A 20,936-nucleotide genomic window follows, 5' to 3' on the forward strand; every position below is an offset into this window, starting at 1 on the left:
GACTCGTTGCAGAGCCGGTATCGGCGTGAGCTACCCTTCGCGGGCTCAGGCGGCAGTAAGAGGCGCAAAAGAGAGACCTCGCTCACTGCCATGCCGGGCACAAACAGGGGCGCTGGGACGTTAACCAGCGGCACGAAGGACTCACGAGCCGCGCGCTCGCGGGTCCGGGCCATCTGACATCGAAGCATCGCAGGGGTGAGGGACAAATGGCGACCGACTACGACGCTCCGCGCCGCAGCGAAGCCGACGAGCTGGCCGAAGACTCGTTGGAAGAGCTCAAGGCACGGCGTAACGAAAACCAGTCCGGCGTCGTGGACGTCGACGAAGACGCTACCGCCGAGAACTTCGAACTGCCGGGCGCGGACCTCTCCGGACTTTCCGGCGAGGACCTGACCGTGAAGGTCGTGCCCAAGCAGGCCGACGAGTTCACCTGCTCCGTCTGCTTCCTGGTGCATCACCGCAGCAGGCTGGCGGAGGAGAGTGGCGGACGGCTCATCTGCCGCGACTGCGCCTGAGCCTACGGGCACAGGGGACGGCGCGACAGGGGTTTCGGGGTCTAAACAGGAATAAGGGGGTCGGCCGCGAGGCCGGCCCCCTTTCCTTTGCCTAGGACTTCGACTGCCTAGGACTTCGACGCGGGCTGGCGGAGCAGTTCGGCCACCTTCTCCGGGTGCCGGGTGCTGAACAGCCAATACGGCGTCGGGTCGTCGGGATCGGTGAGCCAGACCCGCACGACCGGGCCGACCCAGCCCCGGTGCAGCACGAAGGCCGCCGGATCGGCGTCGCGGCCCAGGGCCTTGCGCTTCTGTTCCTTGTCGATGACCTCGACGTCGCCCGCGAACTCCAGCGGCAGGTGCGCGTCGCGAAGCCACAGCTCCGGCCGGTCGCCACCGGTGACCTTCACGCGGGACCGGCCGAGCGAGACCATCAGCGCGATCACCGCGGGGATCAGCACCACGTACGGCAGCCATCCGCGCAGCCCGGGATAGCCCATGTCGATCTCCGCCGCCAGCAGCCCGCCGCCCAGGAGCGGCAACGGCCAGCCCCACCACGGGACATAGAGCCGCTCTGAATGCTCGACAGCGCCGCCTTCGGCCGCGTTCACGCTTTCACCCACGTGTTCAGGGTAGTCTCGCCGCCCGTGTCCACCGTTCAGGTACTGCTTTCCCGGATCGATCCGTCGGTCCCTCTCCCCGCCTACGCGCGCCCCGGCGACGCGGGCGCCGACCTAGTCACCACCTCGGATCTCGTCCTCGCGCCCGGCGAACGCGGCGTGGTCGGGACGGGGGTCGCGATCGCCCTGCCACCCGGCTACGCGGGCTTCGTCCACCCGCGCTCGGGCCTGGCCGCCCGGGTCGGCCTCTCGGTCGTGAACACCCCCGGCACGATCGACTCCGGGTACCGCGGTGAGATCCGCGTCTGCCTGATCAACCATGATCTCTCCGAGAAGGTCGTGCTCACCCGCGGCGACCGGATCGCGCAGCTGGTCGTGCAACGGGTCGAACAGGCCGAGTTCGTCGAGGTCGCCGAACTCGAGTCGTCCGAGCGCGGCGAGGGAGGGTATGGCTCCACGGGCGGACACGCCACACTGGGAGCCGGAGCCAGGGAAGGAACGGAGAACTAGTGGGGATTTTCGGACGCAAGCGCGAGGCCAAGCCCAGCGGACGGCACGCCGCGCCCGAGGTCGTGGACCGCTCCGGCAGCGACGACGCCGAGGAGATCGAGCCTCAGCTCTCGGAGACCCCGGACGGCCCCTTCGACGTCGCGGACGCGCCCGAGGACGGCATCCCGAGGATCGACCTCGGCTCGGTCAAGGTGCCGGTGCCCGACGGTTCCCAGGTCCAGGTCGAGATGGACCCGGACAGCGGCGGCGTCCGCGCGGTGCACGTCGTCACCGAGCAGGGCCAGATCACCGTCAGCGGCTACGCGGCCCCCCGGTCGGGCGGCCTGTGGAAGGACGTCAGCACCGAGCTCACCGAGCAGCTGCGGGCCGACGGCGCCAAGGTGTCGGTCGGCATGGGGGAGTGGGGACTGGAGCTGTCCGCGATCGTCGGTGACGTCGCGCTGCGGTTCGTCGGGGTCGACGGCCCGCGCTGGATGCTCCGCGGTGTCATCGCCGGGCCGCAGTCGCAGGCGTCGGAGGCGCCCGGGGTGCTGCGCGAGATCGTGCGGCACACCGTCATCGACCGCGGCGACGCGCCGATGCCGGTCCGCACCCCGCTGACCATCACGCTGCCCGACGCCGTCGCGCAGCACATCGCGGAACAGCAGCAGGGTTAGGCGGAGGCCTTCAACCAGGCCAGTACGGTCGCCCGGCCCAGGGATTCCCGGTCCGCGCCGAGGGCGGTGAGCGTCGACTCGCCGACCTCGGCGCGCGGCAGGGCCGCCGCCCAGGCGCGGGCGACCTCCGCCGGGTGGATCGGATCGTCCACGCAGGCGCCGATCCCGGCGGGCACGTCGAGCCCTTTCAGCTCTTCGAGTGCCGGCGCGGGATGTGAAGCCGCCGTACGCAGACTCGCCGCCAGGCCGTCACCGTGCCGCCGCCAAGCCCGCCCGAGCTCTTCCGAGAGCCACTCGGGGACGCCGCCGGACGATTTCGCCAGCGCGCCGTCCACCCCGTTTTCGGCCACCAGATCCGCTGACAGGCGTGCGGCCAGCGACGCGGGTGCTTCCCCGGCCGGACCGTTCCAGGCCGGGAGAGCGGCCAGCAGGCCGGTGCAGCGGCCCGGATTGCGGACCGCCCACTCCGCCGAGAGATGCGCGCCGAACGAGATGCCGCCGACGAGCAGTGGACCACGTTCGGCGGCAAGCCGGTCCAGCTCCGTGAGATAGCCGTCCGCGAGCCGGTCCCCAGGGGGTGGCGGAGGGGCCAGAAGAGGGACGCCGAGCGCCCGCAACGGGCCTTCGAACACCCTGCGTACGAACACTTCGTCCGACCCGGTGCCGGGGAGTACGACTGCCGTCGTAGGCGGAATAGCGGAGGTCACGTTGCGATCTTCTCCCAAACCGGTTTCCCTGGCTTGAGCACAGTTACGCTGGATTACGCACGGGCCGTTCAAGTCGGGGGCCCCGGAGCACAGGAGCACCGTTATGTCCGCCAAAGACGGCGGCTACTTCAGCCGGTTGGTTCGCAAGCTGACCAGCGACGTCGAGGATCTCGACGCCGACGACCTGTCCGAAAAATCCGAGGCCGGCGGTGCGCAGCGCGCCTGTGACTGCCGGTCGGGTCAAGAGGTGACGGTGCTCGGCAGACTCCGCAGCGTGGAGCTCTGCCCGTCCAACGAGGCCGCGACACTGCAGGCCGAGCTGTTCGACGGCACACAGGGTGTGACGCTAATCTGGCTCGGACGCCGCCGGATCCCCGGAATCGAACCCGGGCGAACCATCAAGGTGCGCGGCCGGATGGCCGAACGTGATGGCCAGAAGGTGCTTTACAACCCCTATTACGAACTTCAGAGCACTGTGAGTTGATCCCGCATCGTGACTGAACCCGCCAGCGGCGAGCAGAAGAAGACCGGGGAAGAGCCGGAGGGCGAAAAGCCCCAGCCCACCCTGCTGGAACAGATGGGCGGGCTGTCGGGGCTGTTCTACTCCTCGCTGCCGGTCATCGTGTTCGTGATCGCGAACGCGATCTTCGGCCTGACCGTCGGCATCTGGGCCGCCGTCGGCAGCGCGGTGGCCATCACGGTGCTGCGCGTCGTGCGCAAGGAGCCGCTGCAGCCCGCCATCTCCGGGTTCTTCGGCGTGGCGATCGCGGCGTTCATCGCCTACCGGACCGGCTCGGCCAAGGGCTTCTTCCTGTTCGGCATCTGGACGAGCCTGGTCTACTTCGGCGTCTTCGTGCTCTCGATCGTCGTGCGCTGGCCGCTCGCCGGTGTGGTGTGGAACGCGCTGAACGGCAACGGCCACGCCTGGCGCAAGGACAAGAAGTCGCTGATCTCGTACTCGATCGCGACCGGTGCGATGGCGCTGATCTTCGGCGCCCGGTTCATCGTGCAGCGCTGGCTCTACGACGAGGACTACACCGGCTGGCTGGCCTTCGCGAAGATCGCGATGGGCTACCCGCTGTACGCGCTCGGCCTGCTCAGTGTCGTCTGGGCGGTACGGCGGTCGGAGAAGCACCTCAAGGCGCAGGCCGAAGAGGCACCCCGCGAGGAGACCGACGCCGAGGTCGAGGCGCGCCTGCGCGAGAAGTACGCGCAGGCGCCCGCCGTCGAGAACTAGCCACTTCCGTCAAGATCCCCCCGTGTTATGAACGGACCTTTCATAACAGGATTTGTTATGAAAGGTCCGTTCATAACACGCGCTGGGGGCGTGACAGGACCGTTCAGTAACCCAGCGCGGTCCGGATCTCCGGTTCCACGTCCGACGTCGCGACGAACAGCAGCTCGTCACCCGGCTCCAGCGGATCCTCCGGCTGCGGCACGATCACCCGGTCGCCGCGCAGGATCGTCACCAGCGCCGCGTCCCGCGGAAGGTTGATCTCGCTGACCGCCTTGCCCGCCAGCGGCGTCTCCTCCGGGAGGGTGAGTTCGACCAGGTTCGCCTGGCTCTGACGGAACGTCATCAGCCGGACGAGATCGCCGACGCTCACCGCCTCCTCGACCATCGCCGCGAGCATCCGCGGTGTCGACACGGCGACATCGACGCCCCAGGCGTCGTTGAACAGCCATTCGTTGGCCGGGTTGTTCACCCGCGCCACCACCCGGCGCACCGCGAACTCGGTCTTCGCGAGCAGCGACACCACCAGGTTCGCCTTGTCGTCGCCGGTCGCGGCGATCACGACGTCGCACTGCTCGATGCCCGACTCCTCGAGGATCGACACCTCGCAGGCGTCGCCCAGCACCCAGTCGGCCTGGTCGACGGTATGCGGCTCGAACTGGTCGGCCTCACGCTCGATGAGCATCACCTGGTGACGCCCGTCGATCAGCTCCGCGGCGATCGACCGGCCCACCGCGCCCGCCCCGGCAATCGCGACCCGCATCAGTTCTCCTCTTCCGGTTCGCGAGCGGCGACGGTGGTCACGTCGCTGACAGTCCCCGACTTCGCGGCGACGTAGACGGTGTCGTCGGCCTGGATCACGGCCTTGGTGTCGGGCAGTACGGCGGTGCCGAACCGCATGATGAACGCGACCCGCGCGCCGGTGGTCTCCTGCAGTTCGCGCACGCTGCGCCCGAACCACCCCTCGTGCAAGGGGAGTTGCAGGAGCGCGACGCTGCCTGAAGGGTCGCGCCATTCCGAGGCGACGCCGTCGGGGAGCAGGGTGCGGAGGAACCGGTCGGTCGTCCACGGGACGGTCGCCACGGTCGGGATGCCGAGCCGTTCGTAGACGGCGGCGCGCTTGTGGTCGTAGATCCTGGCGACGACCTTGTCGATGCCGAAGTTCTCCCTGGCCACCCGCGCCGAGATGATGTTCGAGTTGTCGCCACTGGACACCGCCGCGAAGGCACCCGCGCGTTCGATCCCGGCCTCGATCAGCACCTGCCGGTCGAATCCGACGCCGACCACCTGCTGACCGTGGAAATCACTGCCGAGCCGCCGGAACGCCTGCTGGGTCTTGTCGATGATGGCGACCTCGTGCCCGAGCCGCCCCAGCGCCGCGGCCAGGGATGCGCCGACCCGGCCGCATCCCATGATCACCACGTGCACGCCCTGCCTCCTTAGTTCGCGGACGTTTCACCCGTCCGCAGGTACCCAGACACACCAGCGCCGAACTTACCGTGAGCACGGTCGGCTACTCCACCGTCCTCCCCGCCGCCACCCTCAACGGAGACGCTGTGCGTCACAGTTAGTCTTCCCAGGTGTCGAAGTTCCCGACCGTATTGAAGCGGCTCGTCCTCGGACGTCCATTCCGGAGTGACCGCCTCTCGCATACGCTCCTGCCGAAGCGCATCGCGCTGCCGATCTTCGCGTCGGACGCGCTTTCCAGCGTCGCGTACGCGCCTGAGGAAATCTTTCTGACGCTCAGCGTCGCCGGCTTGTCCGCGTATGCGTTCGCGCCCTGGATCGGGGTCGCCGTCGCGCTCGTCATGCTGGTCGTGGTCGCCTCCTACCGGCAGAACGTGCACGCCTATCCCAGCGGCGGCGGGGACTACGAGGTCGCCAACACCAATCTGGGCGGCAAATTCGGTCTCACCGTGGCCAGCGCGCTGCTGGTGGACTACGTGCTCACCGTGGCGGTGTCGACGTCGTCCGGCGTCGCGAACATCGGTTCGGCCATCCCGTGGGTGGCGCAGCACAAGGTGATCGCCGCGGTGGTCATCGTGGTCGTGCTGACCGCGCTGAACCTGCGCGGGGTGCGTGAATCGGGCAAAGCGTTCGCGATCCCGACCTACGGATTCATCGTCGGCATCCTCGGCATGGTGGTCTGGGGCCTGATCGAGGCGGCCTCGGGCGCCGACATGCGGGCCGAAAGCGCCGATTTCGGCTTGCACGAAGAAGCCTCTTTGACCGGTTTCGCGTTCTTCTTCCTGCTGCTGCGGACGTTCTCCTCCGGCGCCGCGGCGCTGACCGGGGTCGAGGCGATCAGCAACGGCGTCCCGGCGTTCCGGAAGCCCAAGTCGAAGAACGCGGCGACCACGCTGCTGATGATGGGCGTGCTCGCGGTGACGATGCTGGTCGGCATCATCACGCTGGCGATCATCACCGAGGTCAAATTCGCCGAGCATCCCGAGACGCAGCTGTCCGGCGCCCCGGCAGGCTACGAGCAGAAGACGATCGTCGCGCAGATCGCGCACGCGGTGTTCGCCGACTTCACGCCGGGCTTCTACTACATCTCCTTCGTCACCGGGATCATCCTGCTGCTGGCCGCGAACACCGCGTTCAACGGTTTCCCGGTGCTCGGCTCGATCCTCGCGCAGGATCGCTATCTGCCGCGCCAGCTGCACACCCGTGGTGACAGGCTCGCGTTCTCCAACGGCATCCTGTTCCTCTCGGCCTTCGCGCTGGTCCTGATCATCGCTTTCGACGCCGAGGTCACGAAGCTCATCCAGCTCTACATCGTGGGGGTTTTCGTCTCCTTCACGATCAGCCAGGCGGGCATGATCCGGCACTGGAACCGCTTGCTGGCCAGGGAGACCGACCCGACGGTGCGGCGGCGGATGCGGCGCTCGCAGACGGTCAACGCGATCGGCCTCACCATGACCGGCACCGTGCTGGTCATCGTGCTGATCACGAAGTTCCTCCTCGGCGCCTGGATCGCGATCGCGGCGATGGTGGCGATCTACGCCCTGATGACCGCGATCCGCAAACATTACGACCGGGTCGCCGAGGAATTGCGCGAGATGGACCGGAAACCGGTCGTACTGCCTTCCCGTAACCACGCGATCGTGCTGATTTCGAAACTGCACCTGCCGACGTTGCGCGCGCTTTCCTACGCCAAGGCCGTGCGGCCGGACGTCCTCGAAGCCGTCACCGTGAACGTCGACGACATGGAGACGCGCAAACTCGTCCAGGAATGGGACGACCACAATTTCAAGGTGCCGCTGAAGGTGATCGAATCGCCGTACCGCGAGATCACGAAGCCGGTGCTGGACTACGTGAAGCGCGTCCGCGGGGACAACCCGCGCAACGTGGTGACCGTGTTCATCCCGGAGTACGTGGTCGGGCACTGGTGGGAGCAGGTGCTGCACAATCAGAGCGCGCTGCGGCTCAAGGGGCGGCTGCTGTTCCAGCCCGGCGTCATGGTGACCAGCGTGCCGTGGCAGCTCGAATCGTCGGAAAAGGCCATCAACCGCGACCGCAAGGCACGCCCCGCGGCGGGCGACGTCCGGCGCGGGTTCTCCCCGGCGGGTAAGCCGCCCGAAAAGATCAAGGACAAGGAAAAATCAGAATGAGTGTGGACGCGTCGACCGGTACATGGCTCGGGCGGACGATCGAGCTGGAGGTCGGCGCGGTCGCGCACGGCGGGCACTGCGTCGCGCGGACGGAAGGGCGGGTCGTGTTCGTGCGGCACGCGCTGCCCGGTGAACGGGTCCTGGCGTCCGTCACCGAGGACAAGGGTGGCTCGTTCTGCCGCGCCGACGCGATCGAGGTCCTCGAAGCGTCCCCGGAACGCGTCGAGCCGCCGTGCCCGCTCGCGGCGCCGGGGGAGTGCGGCGGCTGCGACTGGCAGCACGCGACCCCCGCACATCAGCGTGAGCTGAAAGCGGCCGTGGTCGCGGAGCAGCTGAAGCGGCTCGCCGGCATCGAGCGCGACGTCGTCGTCGAAGCCCTCGACGGTGACTACCTGGGCTGGCGCAGCCGCGTCCGGCTCGTCGCGGGCAAGGACGGCCGCGCGGGCTTCCGGGCCCACCACAGCCACCGCGTGATCCCGATCGACGACTGCCCGATCACCGTGCCGGGCGCGCTCGACGACGTCGTGTCGCGGAAATGGCGGCCCGGGTCGGAAATCGAGGTCACCAAGGACGGCGCCGGCCACGTGCACCTGCGTGACCTCTCGACGGTCCACGGGAAGACCCGCTCGCGTCAGCTCTCGGGCGGGCTCGCCGTGCAGCACGCCGCCGGCCGCGACTGGCGACTGGACGCCCACGGCTTCTGGCAGGTCCACCCGAACGCCGCCGACACGCTCGCCGCCGTCGTCGCCGAATGGGCCGAAGCCCCGCGCGACGGCGTGGCGTGGGACCTCTACGCCGGCGTCGGCCTCTTCGCCTCTGTGCTCGCTTCGCAGGTCGGCCCGAACGGTCGCGTCCTGGCCGTCGAATCCGGCCGCCGCGCCGTGTCGGACGGCGAGGAGAACCTGGCCGACCTCCCTCAGGTCCGCTGGCGCTCCGGCCGCGTCGAACACCTGCTGGCCGACGCCCCCAAACCCGTCGACGTCGTCGTCCTCGACCCGCCACGCAAGGGCGCGGGCAAGGCCGTCGTCGAGTCGATCGTGGAAGGCTCGCCGGACCGGATCGTCTACGTCGCCTGCGACCCGGCCGCGCTGGCGCGGGACATCGCGCTGTTCGCGGCGCACGGATACGGGCTCAGCGACCTTCGCGCCTTCGATGCTTTCCCGATGACGCACCACGTCGAATGCGTTGCGTTGCTGCAATAAATGCTGATTCGTAGACCGCCGGAATGATTGTTCCGGGTTGCGGGCGGGCAAGTGCTGTTTGGGCTTGTCCGCCCTTTTCTTGCTGGTTAACTTCATTCGCAACGGGGTTTTCTGATCGACATTTGCGAATGGGTCCGAATCATGAATTTACTTACGTCGGTATGCGGTGACTGCGACGGTAAAGGCTGTTCCGGTTGCGACGGGACCGGCACGATCACCATCGTGGAGGACTGACCGAGTGCTCCCGTCAATGCTTCCTCCGGGAGTCACCTCTCAGGAATTCATCTACCGTAACGGCCGGAAACAGGTCATCTACAGTGCGCCGTATCCCTCCGAGGGACCGATTCTCGTACGGGACACGTTGGGTCGGCAGGCGTACATGTTCATGTACGCCCATTTCGTCTTCACCTGGGCGGAAGGCGCAGTCGATGTCCAGGTCAGTCACGGCACGCTCGCCGGGCCGAAGATGCCGTTGTGGCAGGGCGTCAAGATCTCTTCGTCTTGGTCGGGTCCCGCGTTGGCCGAGTTCGGTAAGGCCTGGGCGCTGGATCAGATGACCGGGACCCGGGCCAGCCAGGCCATCGTGACCGATTAGGTCAGACCGCGCCTGTCGTGAGTGTTTTGGGTCGTTCTAACGACCCAAAACACTCACGACCCGGCCGAAGTCCCTTGACCGGCTACGGCGCGGCACCCTGGCCACCCGCGCTGCTGGTGCACGTTGACGACCCAGAAGTCCGGGAAGGTCGAGTTTCCTCGGCTGAGCCGAGGGAAGGGTCCTTCACGCGCGGCCGGCGTGACTGCTGGTGTGCCTGGGGCGGGATGTGGCGATCACGGTCTCCGTGAAGGCCTCCTTGCCTACTTTCAGGGTAGGGAAGGAGGCCTTCACGGACCGGGCCTACGACCCACCGCAGCCAGAACTCAGTGGGCACCTAAGACCCGGTTGGCCCTAACGACTCAAAACACTCACGACCAAGCCGGGCCGGGTCGGTGCTTTCGCGTGACTGGGTGGACGGCACATGTGATCAGACGGACGACACATGTGATCAGACGGACGACACCAGGTGACGTCCGTCCAGTCACGCTTGCCGTCCGTCCAGTCACGTGTGACGTCCGTCCAGTCACGCCAACCCGCCCGACCGTAGGTACCTAAGACACGGTTGGCCCTAACGACCCAAAACACTCACGAGCCGGCCGAAGTCCCTAAGCGCGGGCGTCTTCCTTGAGCATGTCCGCGCACCTTTCGCCGATCGCCATCGTCGTGATGCACGGGTTCACCGCGACCAGGAACGGCATCGCCGAACCGTCGGCGACCCGCAGGCCTTCGACGCCGCGCACCCGCAGCCGCGCGTCCAATACGGCGGAAGGGTCCCCGTCGCCGCCCATTTTCGCGGTGCACGAGGGGTGATAGACCGTGTTGTGCGTCTTGCGGAGGTAGTCGGCGATCTCGTCATCGGTCTTGACGTCCTTGCCGGGCGCCAGTTCCTTGCCTGCCCACTCGTCGAGGGCGGGTTGTTCGGCGATCTTGCGGGCGAGTTTGATGCCGTAGGTCATCACGCGCATGTCGTGCGGATCGCTGAAGTAGCGCGGATCCACTTTCGGCTTGTCCCGGTAGTCGCGGCTGCGCAGGCGTACGGTGCCGGTCGAGCGGGAGCGCGTGACGTTCGGGGTCAGGCAGAAGCCGTTCTCCGTCGTCGGGTAGCCGTGTCGCAGGGTGTTCATGTCGAACGGCACGGAACCGTAGTGGAACATCAGGTCCGGCCGGTCGAGGCCTTCCTCCGTGGTGGTGAAGATGCCGATCTCCCACCATTGCGTGGATTCGGTGGTCATCGGCTGCAGCGCGTCCCACTGGATGACGCCTTCGGGGTGATCCTGGAGGTTCTCGCCGACGCCGGGGGAGTCCACCAGCACGTCCACGCCGACTTCGCGCAGGTGCTCGGCCGGGCCGATTCCCGACAGCATCAGGAGTTTCGGGGTGTCGATGGCGCCCGACGACAGGATGACCTCGCGCCGCGCACGCAGCTTGACGCCGTGGATCAGGTCGTCGGCCAGGTATTCGGCGCCGGTGCAGCGTTTGCCGTCGAACAGGAGCCGCCGGACGCGGGCGCCGGTGATGATCTCCAGATTCGGCCGCTTCCCGATGATCGGGTGCAGATAGGACACCGACGCCGACGAGCGGGTGCCGTCTTCGCGCGCGTTGATCTGGAACCAGTTCGCGCCGTGCGTCACGGTCTTGCCGGAGTTGAACTCCGTCCGCGGGATGCCCGCCTGCTCACATGCCTGAAGCAGCGCGACACCGGTCGGGTCGTTCGGCGGCACCGAGCGGATCGTCACCGGACCCGAGCGGCCGTGGTGGTCGCCGGGGCCGTCGTTGGTCTCAAGACGTTTGTACAGCGGGAAGACGTCCTCGGCCGACCAGCCGGGCAGGCCGAGGGACGACCATTCGTCGAGGTCTTCCGCCGGTGCCCAGAACGCGATGCACGAGTTGTGCGACGAGCAGCCGCCGAGCACTCGCGCACGGGCGTGGCGCAGGAAGGAGTTGCCGGAGTCCTGCGGTTCGACCAGGTAGTCCCAGTCGTAGCCGGATTCCAGCAGGCCCATCCATTTCGTCAGCTCCAGCACCGCGGGGTCGTCCACATCGGACGGTCCGGCTTCCAGAAGTGCCACGGTGACGTCCGGGTCCTCCGAGAGTCTCGCCGCGACCACCGAACCCGCCGTCCCGCCGCCGACGACGATGTAGTCGAACTCTCCGGTCACTGTGCTGCCTCCTCGGGATGTGCTTCCGCGGCGTGATCGGCCAGGACGCCGCTCTTGTGCCGCAGGACGAACCAGTAGTACGCGAAACCGACGATCGCCACCGCCCCGACGAACAGCACGGCCCCCCATTCGAGGTACCAGTGGTAGGGCTCGGTGGCGTTGTAGACCTCGCGTCGCGGCCAGGCCAGGTTCACCACGATCGCGCCGCCCCACAGCACGCCCAGGATGTTGACCGGCAGGCCCAGTTTCCCGAGGGAGAAGTACTTGGTGCCCTCCACCTTCGGCGGCGGCCACTGCCCGCGGAACCGCTTGACCAGCATCGGGATCGTCACCAGCAGGTACGCCAGGTAGATCATGATGATGCCGATACTGGTGATCACCGTGAAGATCTGCGGCTGGCCGACGTTGACCACCAGGATCAGCACCGCGATGACACCGGAGACGATCGCGGGGATCACCGGGGTCTTCGTCTTCGGCGAAACCCTCGCCAGATGCTTGCCCGCGGGCAGGTTGTTGTCCCGGCCCATCGCGAACATCATCCGGATCGACGCCGACTGCACGGCCAGATTGCACACCGTGATGGCGATGACGACCGCCAGCAGGAAGATCGTGCCGATCGTGCTGCCGAGGACGTCCTTCACGATGAACTGCAGCCCGCCGGTGGCGATCTCCGGGTTGTTGATGTCGCCGACGGCCATCAGCGCGAGGAGCAGGATCAGCCCGCCGATGACGAACGACGCGATCAGCGCGCGCAGGATCGCCTTGGGCGCGTTCTTGCGCGGATCGTGGGACTCCTCGCCGAGCGAGCTGGCCGTGTCGAAGCCGTACATGACGTAGGTCGACGCGAGCGAGGCGACCAGGAACGCCCCGAAGTAGCCCCAGGGCTGGTCCGCGCCGGTGTTGTTGGTCTGCATCACGACTTCGGGGCCCCGCGTGATGTTGACGGCGAGCGCGATGATCAGCAGGACCGCGGCGATCAGTTCGATGAACACGCCGGCGCTGTTGATCCGCGCCATCAGTTTGACGCCCCAGGCGTTCACCAGCGTGGTGAACACGATGAGCCCGGTGCCGAGGATGACCGCGTTCACCGCGCTGTCATCGGAGAACGAGAAGAACGACCAGATCTGGGGGAGCGTGATCTGGTAGGCCAGCGCGACGGCGGCGATGCTGACGATCGAGGCGGTCAGCATCATCCATCCGGCCAGCCAGGCGACGTGCTGGCTGCCGAGCCGTTTCGACCAGTTGTAGATGGACCCGGCCACCGGGTAGTGCGCGGCCAGTTCGGCGAACGACAGTGCCACCATCAGCTGGCCGACGAACACCATCGGCCAGGACCACCAGTAGGCGGGCCCGCCGAAGCTGAAGCCGAAGTAGAACAGCTGGAAGGTCCCGGTCAGGATCGAGATGTAGCTGATCCCGGCGGCGAAGGTGTGGAAATTGCCGAGCGTTCTTTCGAGTTCCTGTTTGTACCCGAAACCGGCGAGGCCGTCGTCGGAAGGAGTACTCATCGGCACTTTCCCCTCTTTAGTTGGACGCGGGCTCCCCGGAGAACCAGCGCTGTGGTGCGGGCCGGAGGTTCTGGTAGATGTGCTTCGCCTCCACGTACTCGGCCAGCCCCGTCGGGCCGAGCTCGCGCCCGAACCCGGATTGCTTGTAGCCGCCCCATTCCGCCTGCGGCAGATACGGGTGGAAGTCGTTGATCCAGATCGTGCCGTGCCGCAGCCGGTTCGCGACCCGCTGCGCGCGGGAGGCGTCGGAGGTGAACACCGCGCCCGCGAGGCCGTAGTGCGTGTCGTTGGCGATGCGGACGGCGTCGTCCTCGTCGGTGAAGGTCTCGACGGTGAGCACCGGGCCGAACGATTCGTCGACGACGGCGCTGCTGCCCTGCTTCACGTTGTCGAGGATGGTCGGCAGGTAGTAGTGCCCCTTCGCCAGCTCGCGATCGTCGGGGCGTTTGCCGCCGGTGCGCAGGACGGCGCCCTCTTCCAGGGCCGCGGCGACGTAGCGTTCGATCTTTTCCAAATGGGCGGCCGAGATCAGCGGACCGGTTTCAGCCTTCGGGTCGAAAGGTCCACCCAGTCGGATCAGTTCGGCCCGGCGGACGAGTTCGTCGACGAACTTCTCGTGCCACTCCTCCTGGACGATCAGCCGCGCACCCGCCGAGCAGACCTGCCCGGAATGCAGGAACACGGCGGTCAGGGCGTAGTCGACGGCGGTGTCGAAGTCGGAGTCGGCGAAGACGACGTTCGGGTTCTTGCCGCCCAGTTCCAGCGCGACCTTCTTGACCGTGGCGGCGGCGGACGCGGCGATGATCTTGCCGGTCGCGAGGCCGCCGGTGAACGACACGAGGTCGACGTCGGGATGCTCGGACAGCGGCGCCCCGGCCTGCGCACCGGCGCCGAGCACCAGGTTCGCGACGCCGGCGGGCAGCCCGGCCTCGGTCAGCAGCCGCATCAGCATGATGCAGGTGTGCGGCGTCAGCTCGCTGGGTTTGAGGACGAAGGTGTTGCCCGCCGCGAGCGCGGGGGCGACCTTCCAGATGGTCTGCAGGAGCGGGTAGTTCCACGGCGTGATCAGCCCGCAGACGCCGACCGGCTCGTGCACGATCCGGCTGAACGCGTCCGGGTTGCCGGTGTCGACCACGCGGCCGGCGTCGTTGGCGGCGAGTTTGCCGAAGTAGCGCAGGCACGCGGCGATGTCGGCCATGTCGTACTTGCTCTCGACCAGCCGTTTCCCGGTGTCGAGCGACTCGGCGCGGGCGAAGGCCTCGGCGTCGCGGTCGAGGAGATCGGCGACCTTCAGCAACAGGTCACCGCGTTCGGGGGCGGGGGTGTTCGGCCAAGGACCGGTGTCGAAGGCCTTCCTTGCCGCGGCGATGGCCGCTTCGGTGTCTTCACGGGTGCCTTCGGCGACTTCCGCGACCAGCGACCCGTCAGCGGGGCAGCGGATCTCCCGGCGACCACCGCCGATCGCGTCGACCCATTCGCCACCGATGAAAAAGTCCGCCATCAAGCCCCTCCGAAACCGGCTCCTGCTCAACCGTCGATCAGCGATTATCGCGGCCACCCGACGTGACCGCTACTTGGCAAAAGAGACCATGTTCACACCGTCGGGTGCCGTGTGGTGATTTTCTGACATGTGACCCGTGACGCGGTGGACGGAAGGCTCTCAGGTGCCCTCCGTAGACTGGCCGGAACGGCGGAAGAGGAACCAGGCGAGGTGGGAGAGTGACGTTGCTCGAGTCCGTGCACGGACCGGCCGACTTGAAGCGGATGGACCAGGAGCAGCTCGGCGAGCTGGCCGCGGAGATCCGCGACTTCCTGGTCGAGAAGGTGCGGCTCGCCGGTGGTCACCTCGGCCCGAACCTCGGTGTGGTCGAGCTGACGATGGCGCTGCACCGGGTCTTCGACTCGCCGAACGACGCCATCGTGTGGGACGTCGGTCACCAGGCGTATGTGCACAAGATCGTCACCGGCAGGCACGACGGCTTCGGCAAGCTGCGTCAGCTCGGTGGCCTCACCGGCTACCCGGCGCGCGGCGAGAGCGAGCACGACCTCGTCGAGAACAGCCACGCGTCGACCGCTCTGTCCTATGTGGACGGTCTGGCGAAGGCGTTCGAACTCGGCGGTGGCGGCAGGCACGCGATCGCGGTCGTCGGCGACGGCGCGCTGACCGGCGGCATGTGCTGGGAGGCGCTCAACAACATCGCCGCGAACCCGCGGCGCCCGGTCGTCATCGTCATCAACGACAACGGCCGCTCGTACTCGCCGACCATCGGCGGCGTCGCGGACCACCTCGCGGCGTTGCGGCTCAAGCCGGGCTACGAGCGCGTTCTGGACCGCGGTAAGGAACTCCTGCGGCACACGCCCTTCGTCGGCAAGCCGATCTACGCGGCGCTGCACGCGGCGAAGGCGGGGCTCAAGGACGCGCTGAGCCCGCAGATGATGTTCTCCGACCTGGGCCTGAAGTACCTCGGCCCGGTCGACGGACACGACCTCGCGGCGCTGGAGAAGGCATTCCAGAGCGCCCGCGACTTCGGCGGCGCCGTCATCGTGCACGTGGTCACGGAGAAGGGCCACGGCTACGAGCCCGCGGTCACCAACCAGGCCGACCAGATGCACCAGACCGACCCGATCGACCCGGAGACCGGCCTGCCGCCGGTCAAGGGCCCGAGCTGGACCGGCGTCTTCGCCGACGAACTGGTCAAGATCGGCGCCGACCGCGAGGACGTCGTCGCGATCACCGCGGCCATGCTCCGCTCGACCGGACTGCACAAGTTCGCCGAGGCGTATCCGGACCGCTGGTACGACGTCGGCATCGCCGAGCAGCACGCGGTGACTTCGGCCGCCGGTCTCGCGATGGGCGGCAAGCATCCGGTCGTCGCGGTCTACTCGACCTTCCTGAACCGCGCGTTCGACCAGGTCCTGATGGACGTCGCGCTGCACCGCCAGCCGGTGACGCTGGTGCTGGACCGCGCCGGCATCACCGGGCCGGACGGGCCGAGTCACCACGGCATGTGGGACCTGTCGCTGCTGGGCATGGTGCCCGGTATGCGGGTCGCCGCGCCGCGCGACGCCGGCACGCTGCGCGAGGAACTGCGAGAGGCTGTCGCCGTCGAAGACGGGCCGACGGCGCTGCGGTTCTCCAAGGGCGGCGTGATCGACTCCGTCCCCGCCGTCGAACGCGTCGGGGTGGTGGACGTGCTGCGCAAGCCGTCCGGCGACGCCGATGTGCTGCTGGTCGCCGTCGGTGCGTTCGCGATGCTCGGGCTCGCGGCCGCGGACCGGCTGGCCGACCAGGGCATCGGCGTGACCGTGGTCGACCCGCGCTGGGTCGTCCCGGCGCCCGCCGAACTGGTGGCGCTGGCCGAGCAGCACAAGCTGGTCGTGAGTGTCGAGGACAGCGGCCGTCACGGCGGTTTCGGTTCCGCGCTGGCCGCGCTGTTCCGCGACGCCGAATGCGACGTGCCGCTGCGCGACCTCGCGGTGCCGCAGGTGTTCCACGACCACGGCTCGCGCGAGGAGGTGCTGGCCCGCGTCGGCCTCACCGCGCAGGACGTCGCGCGGCGGGTCACCGAATGGTCCGCGAACCTGGCGAGCCGGACCCCGGCGCCGGAGGACACGCACCGCTGAGTCCGATCGCGATTGATCACGGGTCCGCCGCGTGTTGTCCCTGCCGTCATGTGAGTTCGCGACACTGCCCGGCCTCACCGGGTCTTAGGTACCCACTGGCTATTGGCTGCGGTGGGTCGTAGGCCCGGTCCGTGAAGGCCTCCTTCCCTACCCTGAAAGTAGGCAAGGAGGCCTTCACGGACTTATGGGTCGCCGCCGCCATGGGGATTTCGCAACGGCGGATCGCTCGGGCAAACCGCACGAACCAAGCTACGGTGAGCCGGATTCTCGCTCAGGGAGCCCGGGCGGGCGATCCGACCACCTGACAAGTGCTATGAACGACCCGTTACTTGCAAAATTTGCAAGTAACGGGTCGTTCATAGCACGCGCTAGGCGCGCCAGACGGTGCCCCGCCGCTCGTACTCCAGTACGACCTCGGCGCGCTGGGCCGCTTTCGCGCCCAGGAACCGTTCGACGAGCCACAACGAAACCTCGAGGCCCGAGGTGATGCCGCCGCCGGTGATCAAGTCGCCGTCGTCGACGACGCGGGCGTCGATCACCTTCGCGCCTTGGGCGGCGAGATCCGCCTTCGCGCCCGCGTGCGTCGTCGCGTTGCGGCCCTTCGTCAGGCCTGCCGCGGACAGCACCATCGTCCCGGTGCAGATCCCGACCGGCAGCGCCCGCGAAGCCTTCAGGTGCCGCAGGAAACCCTGATCGGCGATGAGCCGGTGCACCCCGGGCCCGTTCCGGTTCGTGTAGCCGCCGCCGGGCACCACGAGGACGTCGGCTTCGCCGGGCGACCAGCCTCGCGCGACGTCGACGGTGGTGCCATAGGTGCAGCGCACGGGCCCAGGCCGTCCCGCGCTCACCAGCGAAGCGACAACGGCGCCGCCGGTGAGTTTCCCGGCCAGCCCGAGAACCTCCACGGGCGCGATGAAGTCCTGTTCCTCCACGCCGTCGTACATCAGGATCTGAACGCGCAAAGGTGACGCGGCGGTGGCCGCGGGCACGGTGACCCCGGCGGCGACGCCGGCGGACAAGGCTGAAGCACGCAGAAAAGTTCGACGCTGCAAGACGACCTCCCAGGTGTGTACCCAGTGGTCGCGTGAAAGTCCGGTCAGGTTCCCGTGATCCGGGCGACCGAGCGGACGACGAGGTCCCGGGTCGCGGCGACGGAGGAGAAACCCAGGATCGACAGGTGCACGACGAGGCTCAGCAACTCCTCGGCGTCGAAATGGTCCGGCACGGATCCGGCGCGCTGCGCCTCCCGGATCGCGGCGACCTTGTCCGCGTAGGCCCGCCGTTCGGCCTCCGGCATAGCGTCGAAGCCCTGCTCCAACCGGAGCCAGCCCATGAGCCGCAGGACTTCGGGGTGCTCGAGGTAGCGGTCGAACAGCCGTCCCGCGTAGCCGGGCAGGTCGTCGGGAGTGATCGGGACGGACCTGATGGCGAGGTCGACCTGTTCGGCCACGACCTCCTCGAACAGGCCTTCCTTGCTGCAGAAATAGGCGTAGATCAGCGCTTTGTTGGCGCCGGCGTTCGTCGCGATGCGGTCCACCCGCGCGCCCGCGATGCCGTACGTCGCGAATTCGCTCGTCGCCGCGTCCAGCAGTTTCCGCTTGGTCGCTTCCTTGTCCCTGACCATGTGACCCAGTCTAACTAACTGGTTGGTTGACAGCTACCCGGGCCGCATGGCAACCTGAATTGGCAACCAACTGGTTAGTTAGGAGATCGGCATGAAGGTCGCACTGGTCACGGGAGCTTCCGCGGGAATCGGTGAAGCCACGGCTCTGGCACTGCGAGAAGCGGGCTACACCGTCTACGGCGCCGCGCGGCGCGTCGAGCGGATGGCGGGGCTCGTCGAACGCGGGATCAAGATCCTCAAGATGGACGTCACCGACGACGCGTCGATGGTCGCCGGCATCGAGCAGATCATCGAGGAGACCGGCCGCCTCGACGTCCTGGTCAACAACGCGGGCTACGGCTCGTACGGCGCCTTCGAGGACGTGCCGCTCTCGGAGGGGAAGTACCAGTTCGAGGTCAACCTCTTCGGCCTCGCGCGGCTGGTCCAGCTCACCACACCGCATATGCGCGCCCAGGGCTCCGGCAGGATCGTGAACGTCTCGTCGATCGGCGGCAAGATCTACGAACCGCTCGGCGGCTGGTACCACTCGACGAAGTTCGCCGTCGAGGGCTTGAGCGATTCGCTGCGGCTGGAACTCAAGCCGTTCGGCATCGACGTCGTGGTCGTCCAGCCCGGCGCCATCAAGACCGAATGGGGCGGCATCGCCGTCGAGAACCTGCTCAAGACCTCGGGTGACACCGCCTACGCGCCTCAGGCCAAGGCACTCGCGAAGTTCTTCGCGCAGGCCGAACGGGGTTCGGACCCGAAGGTGATCGGCGACGCGATCGTGAAGGCGGTCCAGGCCCGGCGCCCGAAGACCCGCTACGCCGCGGGACTCGGGGCTAAACCGATCCTGTTCGTGCGCCGGGTGCTCCCGGACCGCGCCTTCGACGCGCTGTTCCTCGGCGCCCTGCGCCGGTTCGCCTAGGCGGTCGCGACCACCGGTGCCGCCGCGGGTTCCGCGTACCCGTAGACCTCCCGCGGCTCGGGGAAGAGCTTGACCAGCAAGGGATACGCGATCGCCGCCGTGCACAGCGTCACCACCATGCTGATGTCGACACCGCCCGCGATGTCCTTGAGCGGCCCGGCGATCATCGGGGTGTTGGCGGTCAGCAGGCCCAGCGTCGTCGCCGGGATCCACGCGGCCATCGCACGCCAGTTCACGCCGCGGGTGAACCAGTAGCGCCCGCCTTTGAGGCCCTGGTTGAAGACCTGGAGATCGTCCGGATCGTAGAACCCGCGCCGCAGCACGAAGCCGATCATCATGATCACCATCCACGGCGACGTGCACAGCACGATCAGCGTGGCGAAGGCGTTGATGCTCGAAACCATGTCCAGCACGAAGTTCCCGACGAAGATGAAGACGACGCTGAGCGAGCCGATCAGCAGCGTCGCCTGGACCCGGCTCAGCTTCACGAAGATCGAACTGAAGTCCAGGCCGGTCCCGTAGAGCGACGTCGTACCGGTGGACAGCCCACCGATCAGCGCGACCACGATCAGCGGGATCGCGTACCAGAGCGGCGACATCGCGGTCAGGCCAGTGATGTAGTCGGCCGGATCCGCGACCAGCGTCGCGGTGGCGATGCCGAATCCGAACGGCAGCAACGTCGCCACCTGTGCCAGGAACGGCGCGGCCAGCAGGGAACGGCGGCTGTGGCGCGCGGGGATGTAGCGCGTCCAGTCGCCGAGGAACGCGCCGAACGAGATCGGGTTCGCCATCGTGGTGAGCGCGGCCAGGATCCAGGTCGGCCAGAAGTCCCCGAGCGCGTAGGTGCCGGTGCCGGCGAACCCGGGATCGAAAGTGCCGCCGTAGGCCACGATCCCGAGCAGCATGATCGCCGTGCCGAGCACCACGGCGACCCGGTTCACCAGCAGCATGAACCGGTAGCCGTAGATGCACACCACCAGCGTGGCGAGCGCGATGACGCCGTACGCGACACCGCGGAGCACCTCGCCGCCGTCGAAGCCGAAAAGCCGTTGTGCCGCACCGGCGACGGCGTCCCCGCTCACCCAGACCGAGATGGCGAAGAAGGTGATCGCCGTCAGAAGGGAAAGGAAGGAGCCGACACAACGGCCGACGACGCCGAAGTGCGCGCCGGACGAGACGGCGTTGTTGGTCCGGGTGAGCGGACCGAACAACGACATCGGCGAGAGCACCAGCGCGCCGACGACGACACCCGTGGCGGTGGCCGCCACCGCCGCCCAGAAGCTCAGCCCGAAGGCGATCGGGAGGGTCCCGAGGATGATGGTGGCGAAGGTGTTCGCGCCGCCGAACGCCATCCGGAACAGGTCGCGCGGACGCGACGTCTGTTCCTCCGGCGGGATCGGCGCGATACCGTGCTGCTCGACTTCGGTGACCTTGTCACCCATGGGGACCTCCAAATACGCAACCAGTCCTCTGGTTGCGGTA

The 20,936-nt window shown here is 67.8% G+C and carries 20 protein-coding genes; 10 read left to right on the forward strand and 10 right to left on the reverse strand.

Going from position 1 to position 20,936, the window contains the following annotated elements:
* Positions 1 to 206 precede the first annotated feature (206 nt).
* Entirely contained in the window at positions 207 to 515 is a 309-nt protein-coding gene (locus H5J31_RS29330; RefSeq protein ID WP_005164528.1) for a DUF4193 domain-containing protein, read from the forward strand.
* A 107-nt stretch (positions 516 to 622) separates the two neighbouring features.
* Here H5J31_RS29330 and H5J31_RS29335 read toward each other — a convergent pair whose 3' ends face one another.
* Positions 623 to 1,117, reverse strand: coding sequence for a DUF3093 domain-containing protein (locus H5J31_RS29335; RefSeq protein WP_328701644.1), 495 nt, complete (start codon positions 1,115 to 1,117; stop codon positions 623 to 625).
* Between the two features lie 24 nt (positions 1,118 to 1,141).
* Between H5J31_RS29335 and dut the strand changes: the two genes are divergently transcribed.
* Both dut and H5J31_RS29345 read left to right on the forward strand, forming a co-directional pair.
* Positions 1,142 to 1,624 (forward strand): dUTP diphosphatase, encoded by a 483-nt coding sequence (dut, locus tag H5J31_RS29340; protein ID WP_026467910.1) that lies wholly within the window; start codon positions 1,142 to 1,144, stop codon positions 1,622 to 1,624.
* Positions 1,624 to 2,280, forward strand: coding sequence for a DUF3710 domain-containing protein (locus H5J31_RS29345; RefSeq protein ID WP_181775896.1), 657 nt, complete (start codon positions 1,624 to 1,626; stop codon positions 2,278 to 2,280). Before dut ends, H5J31_RS29345 begins: the two co-directional genes overlap by 1 nt.
* On the opposite strand, the gene H5J31_RS29350 is transcribed toward H5J31_RS29345, so the two are convergent.
* Positions 2,277 to 2,987 carry an alpha/beta hydrolase gene (locus H5J31_RS29350; RefSeq protein WP_181775897.1) on the reverse strand — a complete coding sequence of 237 codons (711 nt, stop codon included), beginning with the start codon at positions 2,985 to 2,987 and terminating at the stop codon, positions 2,277 to 2,279. The two genes, H5J31_RS29345 and H5J31_RS29350, sit on opposite strands and share 4 nt — an antisense overlap.
* A 103-nt stretch (positions 2,988 to 3,090) precedes the next feature.
* Between H5J31_RS29350 and H5J31_RS29355 the strand changes: the two genes are divergently transcribed.
* Together H5J31_RS29355 and H5J31_RS29360 are read left to right on the forward strand one after the other, a co-directional pair.
* Positions 3,091 to 3,471 carry an OB-fold nucleic acid binding domain-containing protein gene (locus tag H5J31_RS29355; RefSeq protein ID WP_181775898.1) on the forward strand — a complete coding sequence of 127 codons (381 nt, stop codon included), beginning with the start codon at positions 3,091 to 3,093 and terminating at the stop codon, positions 3,469 to 3,471.
* Positions 3,472 to 3,480: 9 nt separating this feature from the next.
* On the forward strand, positions 3,481 to 4,224 hold the full coding sequence (locus tag H5J31_RS29360) for a DUF3159 domain-containing protein (protein ID WP_181775899.1): 744 nt from the start codon (positions 3,481 to 3,483) through the stop codon (positions 4,222 to 4,224).
* 103 nt (positions 4,225 to 4,327) lie between these two features.
* On the opposite strand, the gene H5J31_RS29365 is transcribed toward H5J31_RS29360, so the two are convergent.
* Together H5J31_RS29365 and H5J31_RS29370 are read right to left on the reverse strand one after the other, a co-directional pair.
* Complete coding sequence (locus tag H5J31_RS29365) at positions 4,328 to 4,984, reverse strand: potassium channel family protein (protein WP_039917818.1); 657 nt, start codon at positions 4,982 to 4,984, stop codon at positions 4,328 to 4,330.
* Positions 4,984 to 5,649: a potassium channel family protein gene (locus H5J31_RS29370; protein WP_181775900.1), complete on the reverse strand. Its 666-nt coding sequence runs from the start codon at positions 5,647 to 5,649 to the stop codon at positions 4,984 to 4,986. The genes H5J31_RS29365 and H5J31_RS29370 overlap by 1 nt, the downstream gene beginning before the upstream one ends.
* 152 nt (positions 5,650 to 5,801) lie before the next feature.
* Between H5J31_RS29370 and H5J31_RS29375 the strand changes: the two genes are divergently transcribed.
* The 3 genes from H5J31_RS29375 (at position 5,802) to H5J31_RS39980 (ending at position 9,632) form a co-directional block, all read left to right on the forward strand.
* Complete coding sequence (locus H5J31_RS29375) at positions 5,802 to 7,835, forward strand: APC family permease (protein WP_181775901.1); 2,034 nt, start codon at positions 5,802 to 5,804, stop codon at positions 7,833 to 7,835.
* A complete protein-coding gene (locus H5J31_RS29380) occupies positions 7,832 to 9,037 on the forward strand; it encodes a class I SAM-dependent RNA methyltransferase (protein WP_181775902.1) in 1,206 nt (401 codons plus the stop codon). The genes H5J31_RS29375 and H5J31_RS29380 overlap by 4 nt, the downstream gene beginning before the upstream one ends.
* A gap of 379 nt (positions 9,038 to 9,416) precedes the next feature.
* The gene (locus tag H5J31_RS39980) at positions 9,417 to 9,632 is read left to right on the forward strand and encodes a hypothetical protein (RefSeq protein WP_236005457.1); all 216 of its coding nucleotides are present in this window, start codon (positions 9,417 to 9,419) and stop codon (positions 9,630 to 9,632) included.
* Between the two features lie 605 nt (positions 9,633 to 10,237).
* Here the strand turns inward: H5J31_RS39980 and H5J31_RS29390 are convergent.
* The 3 genes from H5J31_RS29390 to H5J31_RS29400 are packed head-to-tail and all read right to left on the reverse strand — an operon-like array spanning position 10,238 to position 14,800.
* Positions 10,238 to 11,791: a GMC family oxidoreductase gene (locus tag H5J31_RS29390; RefSeq protein WP_181775904.1), complete on the reverse strand. Its 1,554-nt coding sequence runs from the start codon at positions 11,789 to 11,791 to the stop codon at positions 10,238 to 10,240.
* Complete coding sequence (locus tag H5J31_RS29395) at positions 11,788 to 13,299, reverse strand: APC family permease (protein WP_181775905.1); 1,512 nt, start codon at positions 13,297 to 13,299, stop codon at positions 11,788 to 11,790. The genes H5J31_RS29390 and H5J31_RS29395 overlap by 4 nt, the downstream gene beginning before the upstream one ends.
* A gap of 16 nt (positions 13,300 to 13,315) precedes the next feature.
* Positions 13,316 to 14,800, reverse strand: a complete 1,485-nt coding sequence (locus tag H5J31_RS29400) for an aldehyde dehydrogenase family protein (protein ID WP_181775906.1) — start codon at positions 14,798 to 14,800, stop codon at positions 13,316 to 13,318.
* A gap of 218 nt (positions 14,801 to 15,018) precedes the next feature.
* Here H5J31_RS29400 and dxs point away from each other — a divergent pair, with 218 nt between their 5' ends.
* Positions 15,019 to 16,923, forward strand: coding sequence for a 1-deoxy-D-xylulose-5-phosphate synthase (gene dxs / locus H5J31_RS29405; protein ID WP_181775907.1), 1,905 nt, complete (start codon positions 15,019 to 15,021; stop codon positions 16,921 to 16,923).
* Positions 16,924 to 17,291: 368 nt separating this feature from the next.
* On the opposite strand, the gene H5J31_RS29410 is transcribed toward dxs, so the two are convergent.
* Positions 17,292 to 17,942, reverse strand: coding sequence for a DJ-1/PfpI family protein (locus tag H5J31_RS29410; protein ID WP_181775908.1), 651 nt, complete (start codon positions 17,940 to 17,942; stop codon positions 17,292 to 17,294).
* Between the two features lie 77 nt (positions 17,943 to 18,019).
* Complete coding sequence (locus H5J31_RS29415) at positions 18,020 to 18,547, reverse strand: TetR/AcrR family transcriptional regulator (protein WP_181775909.1); 528 nt, start codon at positions 18,545 to 18,547, stop codon at positions 18,020 to 18,022.
* Positions 18,548 to 18,638: 91 nt separating this feature from the next.
* On the opposite strand from H5J31_RS29415, the gene H5J31_RS29420 reads away from it, so the two are divergent.
* Positions 18,639 to 19,454 carry an oxidoreductase gene (locus tag H5J31_RS29420; protein WP_181775910.1) on the forward strand — a complete coding sequence of 272 codons (816 nt, stop codon included), beginning with the start codon at positions 18,639 to 18,641 and terminating at the stop codon, positions 19,452 to 19,454.
* Here H5J31_RS29420 and H5J31_RS29425 read toward each other — a convergent pair.
* Positions 19,451 to 20,896, reverse strand: coding sequence for a purine-cytosine permease family protein (locus H5J31_RS29425; protein ID WP_181775911.1), 1,446 nt, complete (start codon positions 20,894 to 20,896; stop codon positions 19,451 to 19,453). The two genes, H5J31_RS29420 and H5J31_RS29425, sit on opposite strands and share 4 nt — an antisense overlap.
* Positions 20,897 to 20,936: the final 40 nt, after the last annotated feature.

This window comes from Amycolatopsis pittospori (genome assembly GCF_013870525.1).
Classification (GTDB): Bacteria; Actinomycetota; Actinomycetes; order Mycobacteriales; family Pseudonocardiaceae; genus Amycolatopsis; species Amycolatopsis pittospori.

What these genes read in the sequence shown, in the direction of transcription:
- H5J31_RS29330 (WP_005164528.1), top strand. Translation starts at nt 207, where the DNA reads ATGGCGACCGACTACGACGCTCCGCGCCGCAGCGAAGCCGACGAGCTG.
- H5J31_RS29355 (WP_181775898.1), top strand. Translation starts at nt 3,091, where the DNA reads ATGTCCGCCAAAGACGGCGGCTACTTCAGCCGGTTGGTTCGCAAGCTG.
- H5J31_RS29365 (WP_039917818.1), bottom strand. Translation starts at nt 4,984, where the DNA reads ATGCGGGTCGCGATTGCCGGGGCGGGCGCGGTGGGCCGGTCGATCGCC.
- H5J31_RS29380 (WP_181775902.1), top strand. Translation starts at nt 7,832, where the DNA reads ATGAGTGTGGACGCGTCGACCGGTACATGGCTCGGGCGGACGATCGAG.
- H5J31_RS39980 (WP_236005457.1), top strand. Translation starts at nt 9,417, where the DNA reads ATGTTCATGTACGCCCATTTCGTCTTCACCTGGGCGGAAGGCGCAGTC.
- H5J31_RS29395 (WP_181775905.1), bottom strand. Translation starts at nt 13,299, where the DNA reads ATGAGTACTCCTTCCGACGACGGCCTCGCCGGTTTCGGGTACAAACAG.
- H5J31_RS29400 (WP_181775906.1), bottom strand. Translation starts at nt 14,800, where the DNA reads ATGGCGGACTTTTTCATCGGTGGCGAATGGGTCGACGCGATCGGCGGT.
- H5J31_RS29415 (WP_181775909.1), bottom strand. Translation starts at nt 18,547, where the DNA reads ATGGTCAGGGACAAGGAAGCGACCAAGCGGAAACTGCTGGACGCGGCG.
- H5J31_RS29420 (WP_181775910.1), top strand. Translation starts at nt 18,639, where the DNA reads ATGAAGGTCGCACTGGTCACGGGAGCTTCCGCGGGAATCGGTGAAGCC.
- H5J31_RS29425 (WP_181775911.1), bottom strand. Translation starts at nt 20,896, where the DNA reads ATGGGTGACAAGGTCACCGAAGTCGAGCAGCACGGTATCGCGCCGATC.